The organism is Microcoleus sp. LAD1_D3 (assembly GCF_036702135.1).
Taxonomy (GTDB): domain Bacteria; phylum Cyanobacteriota; class Cyanobacteriia; order Cyanobacteriales; family Microcoleaceae; genus Microcoleus.
Genome location: NZ_JAUBSB010000002.1, coordinates 109730 through 127327, shown reverse-complemented (window position 1 = coordinate 127327; position 17598 = coordinate 109730). Strand labels below are relative to the sequence as shown.

11 protein-coding genes are annotated in these 17598 nt (G+C 46.4%); 7 read left to right on the top strand and 4 right to left on the bottom strand.

The window, feature by feature from the left end; translation table 11 throughout:
* Positions 1-449: 449 nt before the first annotated feature.
* Entirely contained in the window at positions 450-2537 is a 2088-nt protein-coding gene (locus QUA74_RS01465) for an iron uptake porin (protein WP_333324306.1), read from the bottom strand.
* 301 nt (positions 2538-2838) lie between these two features.
* On the opposite strand from QUA74_RS01465, the gene QUA74_RS01460 reads away from it, so the two are divergent.
* The 7 genes from QUA74_RS01460 to QUA74_RS01430 all read left to right on the top strand — a co-directional run bounded on the left by QUA74_RS01460 (position 2839) and on the right by QUA74_RS01430 (position 14702).
* The gene (locus QUA74_RS01460; RefSeq protein WP_333324304.1) at positions 2839-4005 is read left to right on the top strand and encodes a glycosyltransferase; all 1167 of its coding nucleotides are present in this window, start codon (positions 2839-2841) and stop codon (positions 4003-4005) included.
* A 243-nt stretch (positions 4006-4248) separates the two neighbouring features.
* Entirely contained in the window at positions 4249-4980 is a 732-nt protein-coding gene (locus QUA74_RS01455) for a sugar transferase (protein ID WP_006631924.1), read from the top strand.
* A 445-nt stretch (positions 4981-5425) separates the two neighbouring features.
* The gene (gene gmd, locus QUA74_RS01450) at positions 5426-6457 is read left to right on the top strand and encodes a GDP-mannose 4,6-dehydratase (RefSeq protein ID WP_333324301.1); all 1032 of its coding nucleotides are present in this window, start codon (positions 5426-5428) and stop codon (positions 6455-6457) included.
* Positions 6458-6863: 406 nt separating this feature from the next.
* Positions 6864-7808, top strand: coding sequence for a GDP-L-fucose synthase (locus QUA74_RS01445; RefSeq protein WP_333324299.1), 945 nt, complete (start codon positions 6864-6866; stop codon positions 7806-7808).
* A 653-nt stretch (positions 7809-8461) separates the two neighbouring features.
* The gene (locus tag QUA74_RS01440) at positions 8462-11686 is read left to right on the top strand and encodes an efflux RND transporter permease subunit (protein WP_333324297.1); all 3225 of its coding nucleotides are present in this window, start codon (positions 8462-8464) and stop codon (positions 11684-11686) included.
* A gap of 356 nt (positions 11687-12042) precedes the next feature.
* Entirely contained in the window at positions 12043-13173 is a 1131-nt protein-coding gene (locus QUA74_RS01435; RefSeq protein WP_333324295.1) for a hypothetical protein, read from the top strand.
* Between the two features lie 347 nt (positions 13174-13520).
* On the top strand, positions 13521-14702 hold the full coding sequence (locus QUA74_RS01430) for an RtcB family protein (protein ID WP_333324293.1): 1182 nt from the start codon (positions 13521-13523) through the stop codon (positions 14700-14702).
* A gap of 273 nt (positions 14703-14975) precedes the next feature.
* Here QUA74_RS01430 and QUA74_RS01425 read toward each other — a convergent pair whose 3' ends face one another.
* From QUA74_RS01425 to QUA74_RS01415, 3 genes are all read right to left on the bottom strand, one after another.
* A complete protein-coding gene (locus QUA74_RS01425) occupies positions 14976-15347 on the bottom strand; it encodes a DUF4278 domain-containing protein (RefSeq protein ID WP_333324291.1) in 372 nt (123 codons plus the stop codon).
* 242 nt (positions 15348-15589) lie between these two features.
* The gene (locus tag QUA74_RS01420; protein WP_333140664.1) at positions 15590-15934 is read right to left on the bottom strand and encodes a BON domain-containing protein; all 345 of its coding nucleotides are present in this window, start codon (positions 15932-15934) and stop codon (positions 15590-15592) included.
* A gap of 379 nt (positions 15935-16313) precedes the next feature.
* Positions 16314-17576: a DNA cytosine methyltransferase gene (locus QUA74_RS01415; protein ID WP_333324289.1), complete on the bottom strand. Its 1263-nt coding sequence runs from the start codon at positions 17574-17576 to the stop codon at positions 16314-16316.
* Positions 17577-17598: the final 22 nt, after the last annotated feature.

The following is a 17598-nucleotide window of genomic DNA, read 5'->3' as shown; positions in this document are numbered from 1 at the left end:
GGGGTCGATCGGCAATCGAAACCTCGTTTTTACCCAAAACAACCTGTTTGGAACCGATAAACCTAGGCAGGAACCGGGTTTTTGAACCCAGGCTTGATTATACAAAGTTACCGGGAGTGCGATCGTCCCCTCAAAATTAAAATCCGTCTGTAATGTAAAGTTTTATTACAAAAAATTAAATTTTGTTGTTATAATACCACTTAAGAGAGATGATATTTCTTTTAGAACCCTTTGCAAAGAAACGTGCAATTTGGGTTTCCTCACTGTGAGAAAAACACTGTGGGAACACAACGGATTTAACTATTTGTGCAGACCAGCTTTTACTAAAGCTGGTCGTTTCTGTTGAAACATTAAACCCAAGCCCCCACCGATTTTAGATTGGCGATTTTAGATTTTAGATTACAACCACCAATCTAAAATCTAAAATCTAAAATCCCCAAGGGCTATTCCTAGAAAGTAAACGTCGTTCTGACAACCCCAATCACCAAATCAGAATTATTCTTATTGTGGTCAGGAGCAGTCAGCCAAATCAGACCAGGAGTGATAGAAATATTATCGCTCAACTTAAACTGATAGAAACCTTCAATGTGCAGCGAAGTATCCTTATCTTCCGGCAAAGTCCGATTAGTAGAACTCGTCACCCGCGGCTCCATACCTACCACAATCCCCGCCACATTTCCTTCTTTCAACAAATCGGGAAAAGCCAAAGTAACTGCCCAGTTCCAGATTTTTTGATCGCCCCGCTGCACAGAACCCGTAGGAGTAGCCAAGTTGGATAAAATGCGCTGGTTGGTGTAACCCGCCCAACCGCCAATTGCAAATCTCCGGTTCAACTGCCACGAAGCTTGCGCGCCGTAGGAATTGCTAGAAACTGGGAGAGTGGTATCGCTGTCGAACCCGAAGGAACCGAGACGCTGCGGAAAATTAGAAGCATTGCTGCCGGTATTGGTAATTAAGTTGTAGGAATTAACGTAAGTTAAACCTAAAGCCATGCTGTCGCTCGGTTTGAAAGTCAACTGAGCCAAACCGCCGTAAGAACCGTTGAACAAACCGTTACCCCGCGTCGGGTTCGCAGGGTCGCCGGCCAAATACCCCAAACTAAGCTCTAATTTTTCCCCAAACTCATGCCGCAGAGCGATGCCAGAACCACCAAGCAAATAGTAAATTGGGTTGCGAGTACCGAAGTTAGAAAGAGCGCCGTAGCTGCCGTCTCCGTCAAAGTAAGGGTTGACAGTGTTGGTAAAATCGTCAGCAGCGCCGGCGTTGGCTTCTAGAAATACAGTCGTTCTGTTGCCTAGAGGGAATTGGTAAAGCAGCGCATCTAAAGCTACTATATTGTTAGCCTCGCCAAAAGGCCCGACATTAAACCGCAATTCCCCTTCAGCGGTTTTCGTATTTTCCGTAGAAAACGCACCCAAATTTAAAACTTGTAATCGAGTTCTCAGCAAATCTTCTCCTGAGAAACTCGTGTCGAAATTGATACGAACCCTGCTGCCAAAAGCCGTGGTTTTATCAGCTTCGCGACCCTCGGCATCATCTCCCCTGGCGATACCCGCCAAACCAAATATCACTTCGCCGTTGAGTTTAGTCGTAGTTGAAAACTGATTTGCTTCTAATTCAGAGGCGCGCGCTTCCAAAGCATCGACGCGGCCGCGCAAAGTTGCCAATTCCGCCGCAAATTCTTCTTGCAACCTTTGCACAGAAGCCAAATCTTCTCGCGTCGCCAGATTTCTGGAACCGCCTTGAATTAGCTCGGTAACTTTATCCAAACACGCATTTAAACCGGCTGCAAATTCGTAGCGAGTCATCGCCCGGTTGCCGCGAAAAGTGCCGTCAGGATAGCCAGCTATGCACCCGTAGCGCTCTACTAGAGACTGCAAAGCTTGGAACGCCCAATCTGTGGGCCGAACGTCGGAAAGTTGCGAAACAGAGGTTACTTGGCCGGCCGCATCTTCGCTGCTACTGTCTTCGGCGCTGTATTGGTTGATTTGTTCTAAAAGATTAGACTGTGCTTGAGGTTGGGCACTTGGATCAGTGGATTGCGAAATCTGATCGGGCTCTAGGGCGGATTTTTCTGCGTTTAAATTAGTCGGTGCAACGGCGGGTTGCGTTTCGCTTAAGTTTGCGGGTGCTACTGCGGGAATTTGCTCTGCGACAGGTTGTTCGGGACTTAAATTTGCGGGCGCTACTGCGGGTTGGGTTTCGCCTAAATCTGCTGCTGCAACTTCCGGTGCTTTTGCTTGTTCGGCAACTGGGGCGATCAAATCGTTAGTGAACTCTTCGTAGAGGTTCGCACTTTCTTTCTCAATAGTTTCAACAGTTGATTTGCTAGCTAGTGACGCTGGTTCGGCCGTCTCAGGCTTTGCCGTCTCAGACTTGGCTGCCTCGGTTGCAGCACCTGCTAATTGCAATTTATCAGCTTGAGCTGCCGTGGCAATTTCTACAGGTTGCTCTGCTAGCGCCGTCGAAGATATGACTAAACTTGCTGCCAATACACCCGGACTAACTAAAAGTCCCTTCCACAAAAATTTGGACATTTTTTCCTCACACCACATTACGGTCGATCGCCCGTTCCCAAGATTTAGGCGCTCGCAAATCACCTTTAGTATTCCGCCTAATAGTATTTCTTGTCAACAATCGGGGAAATCACTGCCGGAGAGTGCAGTTTGGCTGTGGCTGATTTGACAAAAACTCCGTTTATTCCCAAAATCCTTGGTTTGAGCTAAATACCTACATAGAAACCTGGTTGATGGCGGGATATTGCGTAAGTTATCCCTCAGTAAGACTAATATTGACAGCACTGGCGCTAACAAATCGTTTGATCGGCTACAAATACAAGTGAAAAAACTCAAATACGCCCTAGTTCACGAATGGTTGACGCCCTTAGCTACTGGCGGTTCAGAACTCGTAGTACAGGAAATTCTCAAACACGTAGACGAGGCAGATGTCTATGCCCTCATCGACTTTGAATCGGCAAATCCCGAAAGCTATCTTTTCGGGCGACAGATTGGCACAACATTTTTGCAGCACTTTCCCAAGGCCCGCAGCGGCGTCCAAAAATATTTGCCATTTCTGCCGATCGCGATCGAACAACTAGATCTGCGAGAATACGACATCATCCTCTCATCATCCCATGCCGTAGCCAAAGGCATCCTCACCAGTCCCCAGCAACTGCACGTCTGCTACTGCCACACTCCCATGCGCTACGCTTGGGACTTAACTTTTGACTATTTGCGTAGCAGCAAAGCCGGACGGGGCATCCAGGGTCTGCTGACGCGATATTTGTTGCATCGACTGCGACAGTGGGACGTAATTGCGGCCAATCGCGTTGATTATTTCATCGCTAACTCTCAACACACGGCGCGCCGAATTTGGCGGTGCTATCGGCGGCGGGCCCAGGTGATTTATCCGCCGGTAAACATCGAGCGATTTTCCTTGATGCGGCAAAAACAAGACTTTTACGTCACAGTTTGTCGGTTGGTAAGTTACAAAAACGTAAGTGCGATCGTCCAAGCATTCAATCAACTCGGCCGTACTCTAATTGTCATCGGCACCGGGCCAGAATTAGAAATGATTCGGCAAATCGCCAAACCCAACGTGCAAGTGCTCGGCTGGCAGCCCGCCTCCATAGTTGAAAAGTACATGGCAGAGGCGAAAGCCTTTGTATATGCAGCTTGCGAAGATTTTGGCATAGCTTTGGTAGAGGCTCAAGCTTGCGGAACGCCGGTAATTTCCTATGCAGCAGGGGGCGCTTTGGAGACAGTCCTCGACATTCGCCAACACCCAGAGACAGGGACTGGTTTATTTTTTTCCTCGCAAACCGCAGCAGCATTAGTCGAAGCTGTCGAGGAATTTGAGCAGTTGCAAGGCAAATTTCGGCCAGAAATCTGCAGGTTGCGCGCTGAACAGTTTGCCCCCGAAGTTTTTGGGCAGCGCTATCTAGCTTTTGTGGAACGCTGCTATCAGGAATTTCACTCGCGTGATTTTACCGAGTCGGGGGCTTGAGAGAGCCAGAGCCCCATAGCGGGACAATCTTCCTTCTGCCTTTGTATAAGTGCCTTCAGAAGACCTCTGGATAAGTACCTTGTGCCTTCTTCCTTCTGCCGCCAGAAGCCCTCTTCCTTCTTCTTTCTGCCTTTTGAAGCCTTCTGAAGGCAGAAAATTGAGTATTGGAAACATAATTCAGAGAACAAAGCGTCTTGAGGCTTTATGATCAGGACTGTGTGTGGTGTGAAGTGAAGGAGTAAGATGACTGCCGACAGCCAACTAATCTCCGGCAAGGTAATTCGAGCGATCGCAAGACGCGGTTTTGGGTCTGTCCTGCAAGGAGATAGACGCATAAGTCGTTCTCTACAGAACCTCGACGGAGAACTTTTCAAGCGGTTATTTGACATCCTGTTTTCCTTATCGGTTCTGATCCTGTTTGCTCCGGTTTACCTGCTTTTGGCTTTTTTAATCGCCTTAAGCTCGCCCGGTCCTATTTTTTACGTACAGGAACGAGTAGGCAAAAACCGTAAAAGGTTTTATTGCCTGAAATTCAGAACGATGGTGGAAAATGCGGACGATATATTGCTGGAAATCATGGAAAATTCTCCGCATTTGCGTCAAGAGTTTGAGGACAATTTCAAGCTGAAACAAGACCCTCGAATTACCTGGATTGGAAGATTTTTACGAATGACCAGTTTAGACGAGTTTCCCCAGTTTTGGAATGTTTTAAAAGGAGATATGAGTGTCGTCGGACCCAGACCTTTAGTTGAAGAAGAACTGCCGAGATACGGCCGTCACATCAACAAAATTCTCACCATAAGACCTGGAATTACAGGCTTGTGGCAAGTGTCTGGTCGTAACGACATTCCCTATCCCCGCCGAGTCCAAATCGACCTCTATTACGCAAATGACAAAAACCTTTGGATGGATATGTGGATTGTTTTCAAAACAATTGGAGTTGTGATTTTTCCCAAAAATAACGGCGCATATTAATTTTTGTCCGCAGTCAGCAATCGGTAGTTAGTTTTATTTGTTACTGACCACTGATGCTGACTACTGACAGCAAGCGACAAACTCTTTGTCAAAACTAAACAGTTCCTGGATGCCGAGCCAAGAATTGTGAGCTTAACTAAAGGGGCAAATACTTAAATAAACCTACCTCTTATTCATCTAGAAAGATCAGTTCTTCTAGATAGACTACTTTAGGTTTAGGTGTTAAACTTAACTCTATAACCTTTGGCTTAAGGGGGATAGCCTACTTATCTTGGGATAGCCCACTACCCAACAGCGTAGGAAGTAAACTTCAACTGGTTTTAGGCAACTAAAGTTAAGTTTGAGTAAGTTTTATAAAGCAGTTTGAGAATACGGCCGGCAGGGAGCAACAGCCTCTGCCAAAAAAATTATTGTGAATTAACACAGCCTGTCAAAGGAAAATCAGATGACGCAACGTAAGCGAGCGCTAATAACAGGTATTACAGGTCAAGACGGCTCCTACTTGAGCGAATTACTGTTAGAGAAAGGATATGAAGTTCACGGCATTATCCGGCGCAGTTCTAGTTTCAACACCGATCGAATTGACCACATCTATGTCGATCCTCACAGCGAGGGTGCGCGCCTGTTTCTACACTACGGCGACTTGACGGACGGCACCACTCTCCGCCGGATATTGGAAGAAGTTCAGCCGGTAGAAATTTATAACTTAGGCGCTCAATCTCACGTTCGAGTCAGTTTTGACTCGCCGGAATATACTGTTGACACAGTAGGGATGGGAGTATTGCGGCTGCTAGAAGCAATTCGGGACTATCAGCACCGCACCGGCATAGAAGTGCGGTTCTATCAAGCAGGTTCTTCGGAAATGTTTGGGTTGGTGCAGGAAGTTCCGCAGAAGGAAACAACTCCTTTTTATCCCAGAAGTCCTTACGCCTGCGCCAAAGTTTATGGGCACTGGCAAACAATAAATTATCGCGAATCTTACGGACTTTTTGCCTGCAACGGCATCTTGTTCAATCACGAATCTCCCCGCCGTGGCGAAACTTTTGTAACTCGCAAAATTACTCGCGCCGTTGCCAGAATAGTCGCCGGCAAGCAGAAAAAGATTTACTTGGGCAATCTCGATTCTAAGCGGGACTGGGGCTATGCTAAAGACTACGTGCGGGCGATGTGGCTGATGCTGCAACAAGACAAGCCTGACGATTATGTCATTGCTACCAACGAGACCCATTCTATTAAGGAATTTCTCGATTTGGCTTTTACTTACGTCAATTTAGATTGGCAAAAATATGTGGAGTTTGACGAACGCTACTTGCGGCCGGCCGAAGTCGAACTGTTGATAGGCGATTCGACTAAGGCGCGCCAGCAATTAAATTGGGAACCTTCTGTAACTTTTCAGGAGTTAGTACATTTAATGGTAGATGCTGACATGAAAGCTTTAGACCAGCAAGGTCGGGGTTCGGGCAACGGATTTGATTAAGTCGCTAAACCAAGCCGTCAGGGCGAACAATTTGTAGGGGTAGGGCCCCGTGTCTACCCCTGTGGCGAAAGGCGCACACCGGGGCATAGCCCCTGCAAACAGTTCACAACTGATCAGAGGATGGTTACAGCTATTAACAGGATCGGCATTCAAAGAGCCCGCTTAATTGCTGCTCGCAAAATTTTCGCCTGTGCGGGCTAAAAAAAACATTAAAATGATAGTTGAGGACTCGCTACTCATAAATCTAACTTTCGGGTGTACACGGAGCAAATTGTCCCGATCTGCAGCAGCTAAAACAAATTTCTGGGCAACCTCATCCTGTAGCTGAAAGCTTTTTTTGCTAAAGCAACAATTTTAGAATTGAAATTGTCGATCGACCTTTATTCAAAATTCCGAGGCTAAAATTATGACAAGCTTGGATTTAAGCAGCAAACGCATTCTAGTCACGGGCGGCGCCGGTTTCTTGGGCCGTCAGGTAATCGACCAGCTAGTGAAAGCAGGGGCCGATGCTGATAAAATTGCCGTGACTCGATCGCGCGAGTGCGACCTCCGCGTTATGGAAAACTGCAAGCGCGCCGCCGACAAACAAGATATCATCATTCACCTCGCCGCCCACGTCGGCGGCATCGGCTTAAACCTAGTCAAACCCGCTGAATTATTTTACGATAATTTGATGATGGGCGCGCAACTAATCCACGCCGCCTACGAAGCAGGAGTCGAAAAATTTGTCTGCGTCGGCACCATTTGCGCTTATCCCAATTTAACCCCAGTTCCTTTCAAAGAAGACGACCTCTGGAACGGCTATCCAGAGGTAACTAACGCACCTTACGGAATTGCCAAAAAAGCCTTATTAGTGCAACTGCAATCCTACCGCCAGCAGTACGGATTCAACGGTATCTACTTGCTACCAGTAAATCTGTACGGCCCGGAAGATAACTTTGACCCGAAAAGTTCCCACGTCATCCCCGCATTAATTCGGAAAGTCTACGAAGCGCAAGAAAGGGGAGACAAAACACTGCCAGTTTGGGGCGACGGCAGCCCTAGCCGCGAGTTTTTGTATTCCACAGATGCCGCGCGGGGAATTGTGATGGCGGCTCAATCTTACAGTGAATCTGACCCGGTTAATTTGGGAACGAATAGCGAAGTTAAAATTCGCGATTTAGTGGAAACGATTTGCGAATTGATGGGATTTGAGGGAGAAATTGTCTGGGAAATAGACAAACCGAACGGTCAGCCACGCCGCTGTTTGGATACCCAAAGGGCTAAGGAAAAGTTTGGTTTTGTTGCGGAAGTGAAGTTTAAGGAAGGATTGAAAAATACGATTGATTGGTATCGAAAACACGCAATTTGAGTGTGAAAAACCCGGTTTTTTCATGAAACCGGGTTTTTTTAGGAAAGGTGGTGAATGGCAGTAAATCAGCAGAAAGAACTGTTTAGTAAAGCAGGCTCTTCCTTATTTAGTGTGCCAAACGAGTAGTTGAAGTAGTTAAAACTCAAGCTATGTATGAATCGAAGGAAAAAATGGCTCCCAATTAACTAAGGTAAGACCGGAAACCCTTGCTGTGTAAAAATTTATGCCCTTAATTTCCGATAAATTAGCACACTAAGTACGGCAGACCCGGCATATTTAGCCTTTCATACCGTAAATCAGCAACGCCGAATAAGAAGGGAGGGGCGGGTTTTACAACCAATCTGTGGGTAAGACCAACAATATAGTAAACCCACCCCCACGATAGCGGTAAATCGCAATTGCTTTCGATCGATAAAAAAGCCGATCGCAATTTCGGTCAATCTGCGTTTTGGGCGATCGACTACCTCTAAAGAAATATTCACAAAAATTTTTGGGAAATTTTATTAAGATTTATTATACTCCTCGTAAGGTGCGTCAGTAGATATTCTGTCACCCCCGATAGAAATTCAAGACTGACGCACCCTACTAGAATTAGTCTGACTGACTCGGTAAACTTTCCAATCTAAAATCTAAAATCTAAAATCTAAAATCAAATGACAGCCGACAAAACCGGATTTAGCATTAGCGCGATCGCCATTCGTCGTCACATCGGCACCCTCATGCTGACACTTGCTATCATAATCGTGGGCTTTTTCTACATCACCCAACTGCCCGTTGACTTGCTGCCCTCCATCACCTATCCCCGCATCGGCGTGCGCTTAGACGCCCCCGGCGTCTCCCCAGAAGTAGCAATAGACGAAGTTACCCGCCCCCTCGAACAAGGACTTTCCGCCACTGAAGGCGTCATGCAAGTTTTCTCCCGCACTCGCGAAGGACAAGTCAGCGTCGATTTATTCTTCAAACCCGGGGGCAACATCGACCAGGCCCTCAACGACGCCACCGCCGCTGTCAACCGCATCCGCAACCGACTTCCCGATACAGTTGAATCGCCCACTCTCTTCAAAGTTGACCCTTCCCAGCAGCCGATTTACGAATTTGCCCTCACTTCCAACTCCTTGCAAGGAGTGGATTTGCGCGTATTTGCCGACGAAGAATTATCCAGAGAATTAAACGTAATTCCAGGAATAGCGGCAGTTGACGTTGCCGGCGGCGTGCAAGAAGAAATTCAAGTAAATATTGACTTAAATCGCTTGCAATCTTTAGGTGTCAGTATTTCCGACGTTTTATCAGCGCTCGAATCCCGCAACCTGGACACTTCCGGCGGGCGGCTGCGGCAAGAAGCAGCGGAACCTTTAACCCGTACCGTCGGGCGATTTAAGAACGCCAAAGAAATTCAGGCAATTTCTTTTCAAGCATCGGGTTCTAATCCGCCCAAACGAGTTTTTTTGCGTGACTTTGCTCAGGTAATTGACGGTACAGAAGAAGAGCGAGTCAAAGTATTTCTCAATCAGAAATCAGCCGTAAAAATTAGCATTCAAAAGCAGCCGGACGCGAATACAATCTCAGTTGTAGACGGCATCAAAAAGCGGCTAGAAGAATTAAAAGAATCCGGGGTCATTCCCGAAGGCACGACTATTGTCAATACCTTCGACGAGTCTAAGTTCATCCGCGATTCTATTAGCAATGTCCTATTTTCCGGTTTAACCGGGGCTGTTTTAGCCGGGGCATCTGTATTGCTGTTCCTCGCTTCCCTTCGCCAAACTTTGATTATTGTCCTAGCAATTCCCCTCGCAACTTTAATGGCGATTATCCTGATGGGAGTTTTTGGCCTATCTCTGAACGTTTTCAGTTTGGGCGGTTTGGCGCTGGGTGTGGGAATTGTGGTCGATAACTCGATCGTGATGCTGGAGAATATTGTCGAAGGAACCAGCAATAAAAAAAGTGCCAACGGTCAGCGCTTCAGTAACAAGCAGTTGATGCAGCAAGCAGAAAAAAGTAGCCAAGAATTAGAATCCGCTTTATTTGCTTCCACCATCACTAACTTAGTTGCCGTACTGCCATTTTTGCTCATCGGCGGCTTAGTTTCCTTACTTTTCAACGAATTAATTCTCACCATCACCTTTTCCGTCGCCGCCTCTCTGATTGTCGGATTGACAGTTGTACCGATGATGGCTTCTCGGCTGCTAGCGCTGCGGGTATCCAGCGGTTTGAGCAACTTTTGGCCGCTGCGCGCATTCGATCGAGCTTTTACCAATGCTACCGCCGGTTACGGTAAATTTTTATCGGGCATAGTGCGGTGGCGGTTGATTATCATTGCAGTAGCGATTATTGGATTGGGCGGCGGCAGTTGGCTGATGGCTGGTCAAATTCCCCAGGAAATATTGCCCAGAATTAATACCGGTCAAGCGAGATTGTTTGCTTTGTTTCCTGCCGGCACAAATTTGGCAACAAACCAAAGGATCATGGCAGAAGCGGATAAAATTATCCTCAGCCAACCAGAAACTCAATACACTTTGACGACCGTGGGCGGGCTGTTGTTCGGCAACAATACGGTTGAGAATGTGCTGCGCGGCGGCTGCAACATTACGCTGAAACCTGGCACCAATACATTGGATTTTGTGCAGCGAGTTACGCAAGAATTGAATCAAAAAATTGACTTGCCTAAAAATACTCGTTTGCGTCTGAATCCAGAAAATGTGCGGGGTTTGGTTTTAACTAATTCGCCAGTCCGCGGCGCTGAAGTTGATGTCCTGCTTCAGGGCGAAAACGAACAAATATTGCAGCAAGCCGGCCGCGAGATATTGGCAACTTTGGATCAGAAGGTAAATTTAGCTACTTTTCGCCCGGATGCAGACCCCCAGCAAACGGAAGTGCAGATTCGCCCCAACTGGGAACAAGCAGAAATCTACGGGTTGAATGCGAGGCAAATTGGAGAGGCGATTCAGACAGCAATTCAAGGTTCTGTCCCTACGCAATTGCAGCGGGGAAACCGTTTGGTTGATGTCCGGGTACAGTTCGATCGCGCTGCTGTCCAATCGATTTCCGCACTAAAATTTATCCCTTTAACTGCTAGGGATAACAGCATTATCCGCTTGAGCGATGTGGCGAATATTGAACTGGGAAAAGCGCCTGGGGAAATTCAAAGGCTTAACCAGCGCCAAGTTTTCATGATTGCTGGGAATATTAATAAGGGCGCGAGTTTGGGCGATGCTTTAAAACAAGTGGATGCAGTTTTATCGGAAATCAAATTGCCGCCGGGAGTGCGAGTGATACCTAGTTCGGCGGCGGAAACTAACCGGGAATTGCAAAGTTCGCTCATTGTTTTGGGATCTTTGGCGGCGTTTTTGGTATTTGTGGTGATGGCAGTGCAGTACAATTCGCTTGTCGATCCGCTGGTGATTATGCTGACGGTGCCGCTGGCTTTGGCTGGGGGGATTTTTGGGTTGTATGCGACTAAAACTGCGATCGGCGCAACGGTGATTGTGGGGGCGATTTTGCTGGTGGGAATTGTGGTAAATAATGCGATTATTATGGTGGAGTTGGCGAACCAAATTCTGGAAGATGAAAAGGTCGATCGCGCCACAGCAATTCTCAGGGCGGCACCTCAGCGCTTGCGTCCGATTTTGATGACAACTATTACCACAGTTTTGGGTTTGTTTCCCCTAGCTTTGGGCATTGGAGACGGTTCGGAATTCTTGCAACCGCTGGGTGTGGTGGTGTTTTCCGGTTTGTCGCTGGCGACGCTGCTGACGCTGTTTATTATTCCGTGTTTTTACATTTTGCTGCACGATTTCTTCGGGATGTTTGCAGGGAATAAGAAACCGCAGGCGGTTGCTATTCCTGTGCAGAAGGTGGGGAGAAAGACTCCGAATTTGTAAAATGTAGGGTCAGCAAATACGCACTTTCCCGCAATCCGGCAGGGGTTTAAACCCCTGCCTCATAGCGAAAGTCGGTTAAAACCGACTGCTGATTGTGAGGGAAAGCCTTATCGATTTCAGTCCTCTTTTAGAGGACTTTTGCTATGAGACAGGGAATTCATTCCCTGTCGGGCTGTCGGACTTACCAACAATACTGGTACTGCATTTGATGTTAAGTTGACGCGCCGATAATTAGTCGGTAAGGTGCGTCAGTAAACAGTCTCTGACTCCCCAAAGAAATTCCCGACTGACGCACCCTACGATAAATGCTGCAAGATTTCAGTTAAAATAGAGCTTATTTACGCTGAAATATCTTTATGCTAATTTTACCAAAACATGAAAAACAAATTGACTGGTCGTTCTCATATATAAATCAACCCATTAATTCCGAGTGGGCGACGATTGTCAGTGGCGATCGCAAAAAAGTCACTTTAGTCGATCGCAACTTGTCGCCAAAATACGAATACCAGCTTCCCGACGAAATTAGCTGTTTAGCCATTAGTCCCAAAGGCGATTTGCTGGCAGCAATTATGGCAAATGGCAATCACTTAGCAATTGTGACAGCAGAAAACCAGCTAGTTTTTGAAGAACAGCTACCTAACCCTCCTGTTAAAGTTTCATATTTGTATAACGATAATGGATTTCAGGACTGCTGGTTTGAGACAGACGGCGTGCGTTTTTGGTGCATGAAAGTAATTGGGTTCGAGGAAGTCGAAATTCAAATTCGCGATACCAATTCATGGCAAATCCAGGGAAAGTTTTTGCTCAAAGACCCTTTTGGTGGCAGTACCTTTTCGTTTTGCCCGCACCCAGAAAATCAAATTTTAGCTCTTTGGGCTGCTTCCGGTCAGAACGGACAGCAAATCTACTGGCTTTATGATGATGGTGTGACAATTCACGGCGTGGAGATTCCGTTTCCCGATGTAACAGGGCCCCCAGAATTTCATCCTGCTGGTGGCGAATTTTTAGTTCTAAATAGTTGTGAACGACAACTCAGCCGATTAAGTTTTCCTGACTGCAATCTAATTGGAATATGCGAATGGCCTTGGCCTGATGCGGATGACGGTTTTGGGTATCATATGTGCTACCTATCGGACGAGCGCGTTCTAATTAATACTGGTAATGGGAGAATGTACCTCATCGATATTGACAAAATGGAGATATCAGATGAACTTATTTTAATCGGTCACGAACCGCGTCCGTGTAAAGAACTTTATCCTACTCTTAAGGATCTTAAAGAACAGCTTTGCGGTGATTTGCACCATTTCTATCGTTTTGATTCAGATAGCATTGTGTCGGTTCACTCACAACTGCCGAGTCAAGAACCTGACTCTAAACAGAAGACATTAGTTATCTTCGGGGGAAAAGAGCTGTTTGGTTCGCTGGCGAAGGTACAACAATCCGCACCCTACAGTAAATTATTCATTCAATCTTTAGGCATTTCTTAAGGATTTTCAATACAAAACGCTTCTTGTGCCGTGTTAGCTTTTCACTCGCTTTCCCACAATCCGACAGGGGTTTCAACCCCTGCCTCATAGCGAAAGTCGGTTAAAACCGACTGGAGATTTTGACGGGAAGTGCGATCGATTTTAGTCCTCTTTCAGAGGACTTTTGCTATGAGACAGGGAATTCATTCCCTGTCGGACTGTCGGACTCACAAACAATATCACTCCTCCATTTGATGTTAAGCTGACGCACCCTAATAAAATCAGCCAGTAAGGTGCATTTGACATCATCAATTATTGATACTACAATATGTACTACACAGCAATAAGCAAAATAAATCTCCATAAAAATGCCCTACGAAAAATTAGACATATCAGCCCCAAAACCAGTCCTATCTTGGGCAAATCACGCCCTGGGCGAAAAAGAAACCAAGATGACCGCAAACGTAGCATCTTTGCCATTTGTATTCAAACACGTCGCACTAATGCCCGACGTACATTTAGGAAAAGGCGCTTTAGTCGGTTCAGTAATTGCTACAAAAGAAGCGATTATTCCGGCTGCTGTCGGAGTTGATATTGGTTGTGGCGTAATTGCTATCAAAATGCCTTTCACCGCCAACAAATTAGAAGGCAAACTCAAACAAATTCGCCTCGATATCGAAGCCGCCATTCCCGTCGGATTTTCCGAAAACAAAGAAGTAGAAACAACTGTCACCAACTGGCAAGGATGGGGCGAGTTTAAGGAACTTCATCAAGGCGTGCAGCATCAAAACAATAAAGCCTTAAAACAAATGGGTTCCCTCGGCGGGGGTAATCATTTTATTGAGGTTTGCGTTGATACTGAAAACTTTGTTTGGCTGATGCTGCACTCTGGTTCTCGCGGCATTGGAAATTTGCTCGCACAGCAGCATATCGAGACTGCTAAAGATTTAGCTAAACTGGCAGAAATTAATCTGGCTGACAAAGATTTGGCTTATTTTGTAGCGGGTACGCGGGAGTTTGCGGCTTACTGGCACGATTTGCAGTGGGCGCAAGATTATGCTCGTTTTAATCGCGATGTGATGATGAATCGGTTTAAGCGGATTGTGGAAAAGCACGTCGCGGGCGGCAAATCTGTTAAGCCGTTATTAGAGGTGAATTGCCACCACAATTACGCGGAAAAAGAAGTGCATTTTGGCGAAGATGTGTATGTGACTCGCAAGGGTGCCGTGCGCGCGGATGTAGAGGATTACGGGATTATCCCGGGCTCGATGGGGGCGAAGTCTTTCATTGTTAAGGGGAAGGGAAATGCTGAAAGTTACTGTAGTTGCAGTCACGGTGCGGGGCGATTGATGTCTCGAACTCAAGCGAAAAATGTATTTACTCTCGATGATTTTGTGCGCCAGACTGAGGGGGTTGAGTGCCGCAAAGATGAGCAATTTTTAGATGAAATTCCGGGGGCTTATAAGCCGATTGATGAGGTGATGAGTCAGCAGTCGGATTTGGTGGAAGTTGTGGCGACGCTGAAGCAGGTGGTTTGTGTCAAGGGGTGACAGAAACTGGTTTATTCTTTTATATGTTGCACCATTCTCAATTAGCCTTTTATGAACAGGCAAGATGCCTGTTCCACAAAGAGTAGATTTTCTTGTGGGGAGTAGGGGTTGGGCTTCTAGCCCGCCCAAAAAATGATTATTGAGAATGGTGCAATATCTCAGTTTATTTGTACTTCACTTAGCTAAAAATTGCTTTATGGGAAGAGGGGGGAAATTGAGCTTAACTCGATTCCCCCCCTCTTTACAAACGCTTTGTTTTCTGAAGCTTTTTCTCTAACACACCATCTGTCTCGACTCAATTTCTAGCAAGCGCAGCAGTCTTTCATCGCCATTGGCTTTGGCTGCTTGCTTTCTACGATCGAGAATATTGCAAATATTCGCCTGGTGGACTTGCGCCACTTCCACAACTGTTGGGTAATATTCCACCGTCGCTGAGGCGCTAGCTGCTGCGACATCCCGATCGCCAGCTTGAGCATCTCGCTTTTTGGTATAGTTTGTGCCGCCGTATTTTTTGGGGTTGGGAATGTGTCGCGGATACCGATAGTTCCAGTTTTGGCCCCGGTATTTGCCCGCGACTTCGCCTTCGATCATATCAACTGTCGGAATGTCGTACTCGTAGTTTGCGCCGCGATAAGTGAGTTTCATATTTTTTGATCCTTATATGTATGGAGATAAAAAGGGCAGTCAGGTCAGCTTGGGTTTTCTTGGCTAAAACTTTTTTAGTTTCTGTATTCAATTATACTGTTTTTTAACAGTAATCCGTTAAATTTACAAAAATTAATTTTTTGAGGGGGAAGCGGCAAGAAAAAACCCGCCGCAGCGGGTTTAATCGAGTTTTTGACTAATTCGAGCAGCACCCGGAGCGAAACTGCTTCGGTTCCGAAGAACTAGCCAACTGTCACCTGATCGGTTTGCACGCCTGCAGCACCTTCTTCAGCAGAAGCGATCGCCACCAACTTGTCGAGAATTTCCTGACTGGGAACTTGACCTTTGAGAACCACCGTGCCGCTGAGCTGAGCCACATAAACAGTCTCGATATCAGCAACTTCTGGATCGCCGTCAAAAGCTAAAGCAACCCGCTTCGCGAGGCCGCTTTCGTCAAAATTTCCGTCTGGGCCGACTTTAGCAGGAGCGATGGATTGCGCTTGGGCTGCTTGCTGTACTACTTGTGCCATCGGTTCAGCCTGGGGTGCAGGCTTTTCGAGTCCGAACAGTCTTTTAAACCAACCCATAGTATTTGAGTCTCCTGAAAATACACTTTTTACACAATAGCTCTAGAAGTCCAAAAGACTCCTAATTGTTGCAAAACTCAGCGAAATTTATCAAAATGTTTTCCGGCAGACTTTCACAATCTCAAATTTCCTCTGATATCCAGATGCTTATTTTGCTATTTTATGTATAGGACGCTACGCCTTGGATTGCAGGCCAGTAGTCGAAATAGTTCCCACTTTTACCTTGAAAAAACTGCACAGCGCGCCGGAATACATTCCCGGTTTGTTTAACTACCCAGGACATCTTGTGCTGGTCATCGAAGTGTGTTCACTGATACAGGGGACGCTAAACCCGCGCTTAATTGGGGGTAGCCCTGCATATACGCTATAAATCTAATTCTTAACTTTTTAGATAATATTGTTCTGCTTCCGACCAATTCAGTTTAAGCAACGAATCATCTCCCCAGGTCAACTTGAGACTCGGCTTAATTGCTTGCAGGCCCAAAGCCCTAATAATCTGCGCTGCTACAGCTTTCGCCAATAGCGGTGGTACAGAATTTCCGACTTGGCGAAAACCGTGCCATTTTGTGACGTGAAATCTAAACCAGTCAGGATAGGAATGCAGCCGCGCAGCTTCTCTGACTGTAATGCACCGAGGGGCGATCGGGTGAATCGGTCTCGGCGAAGTATAGGCCCCCCTAGCCCTGTCGGTTCCCGCCCTGAGAGTGTTGCAAACTCCGTCGGGGTGAAGCTTGTAAAAACGGCTGATCGGCTCTTTTTCGCCGTGTTTGGCAGCATGAAACCTTTCCATACATTCCTGAGAATGTTTAGTTCGCAAACTACAAGAGAGGATTTGTCGATCGTACTCGCGATCGTAGGAATAATCATCATCCAAACCATCAATTCCGCGCATTATACTCGCATAAGTGCTGCACTTTCCGTACTCCGCCATTACCCAATCTCGGTGCAGCAACTCGCTGTACTTTTCCACTTCCGGCAAATCTCCAATCGCATCCCAAACTGTCGGGACAGCAGGTAAATTAATTTTTTTATAGCGTTTAGGAATTTTAATTTTGGGCAGTATAGTAGTTTGCTGAGGGTATTTGGGTAGCTCATAACCTTCTTTGCACCCAATCAAAAACAATCGTTTGCGAGCTTGCGGCACTCCATAGTGAACAGCGTTGAGAACTTGATAATTTTCTTCTACTTTATAGCCACGTTTCAGAAAAGAGCTAATTAAAACATTCAGGAGTTCTTTGTGTTCCCCTGATGTAATTCCCGGCACATTTTCCATTACAAAAAACTTGGGTTTTAGCTCCAAAACTAAGCGCTGAAAGTGAAAAATTAAAGAATTTCGTGGGTCGTCCACATCGCGCTTGCCCATCATGGAGAATCCTTGACAGGGCGAACCGCTGATTACTACGTCTATCTCGCGCCGTCCGATCGCCGATTTTTTCCGAATTTCTGAGCCCGTAAGCGCTGTGACATCTTTGCACAAAATAGAACACATCGGGAAATTAAACTGGTGTGTGGCGCAGTGAATTGGGTCTATTTCGACTGAGGCAAGTACGTCAAAACCTGCTTGTTCAAAGCCGAGTGTCATGCCGCCCGCGCCTGCAAATAAATCAACAGCGATCGGTCGCTTTTTCCGATTGCTTGGCATAACATTTCAATAACAAAGTTGC

Bases quoted from the DNA above. Each gene is read 5' to 3' on its own strand.
- QUA74_RS01465 (WP_333324306.1), bottom strand. From the start codon at position 2,537: ATGTCCAAATTTTTGTGGAAGGGACTTTTAGTTAGTCCGGGTGTATTG.
- QUA74_RS01455 (WP_006631924.1), top strand. From the start codon at position 4,249: ATGACTGCCGACAGCCAACTAATCTCCGGCAAGGTAATTCGAGCGATC.
- gmd (WP_333324301.1), top strand. From the start codon at position 5,426: ATGACGCAACGTAAGCGAGCGCTAATAACAGGTATTACAGGTCAAGAC.
- QUA74_RS01445 (WP_333324299.1), top strand. From the start codon at position 6,864: ATGACAAGCTTGGATTTAAGCAGCAAACGCATTCTAGTCACGGGCGGC.
- QUA74_RS01440 (WP_333324297.1), top strand. From the start codon at position 8,462: ATGACAGCCGACAAAACCGGATTTAGCATTAGCGCGATCGCCATTCGT.
- QUA74_RS01435 (WP_333324295.1), top strand. From the start codon at position 12,043: ATGCTAATTTTACCAAAACATGAAAAACAAATTGACTGGTCGTTCTCA.
- QUA74_RS01430 (WP_333324293.1), top strand. From the start codon at position 13,521: ATGCCCTACGAAAAATTAGACATATCAGCCCCAAAACCAGTCCTATCT.
- QUA74_RS01425 (WP_333324291.1), bottom strand. From the start codon at position 15,347: ATGAAACTCACTTATCGCGGCGCAAACTACGAGTACGACATTCCGACA.
- QUA74_RS01420 (WP_333140664.1), bottom strand. From the start codon at position 15,934: ATGGGTTGGTTTAAAAGACTGTTCGGACTCGAAAAGCCTGCACCCCAG.
- QUA74_RS01415 (WP_333324289.1), bottom strand. From the start codon at position 17,576: ATGCCAAGCAATCGGAAAAAGCGACCGATCGCTGTTGATTTATTTGCA.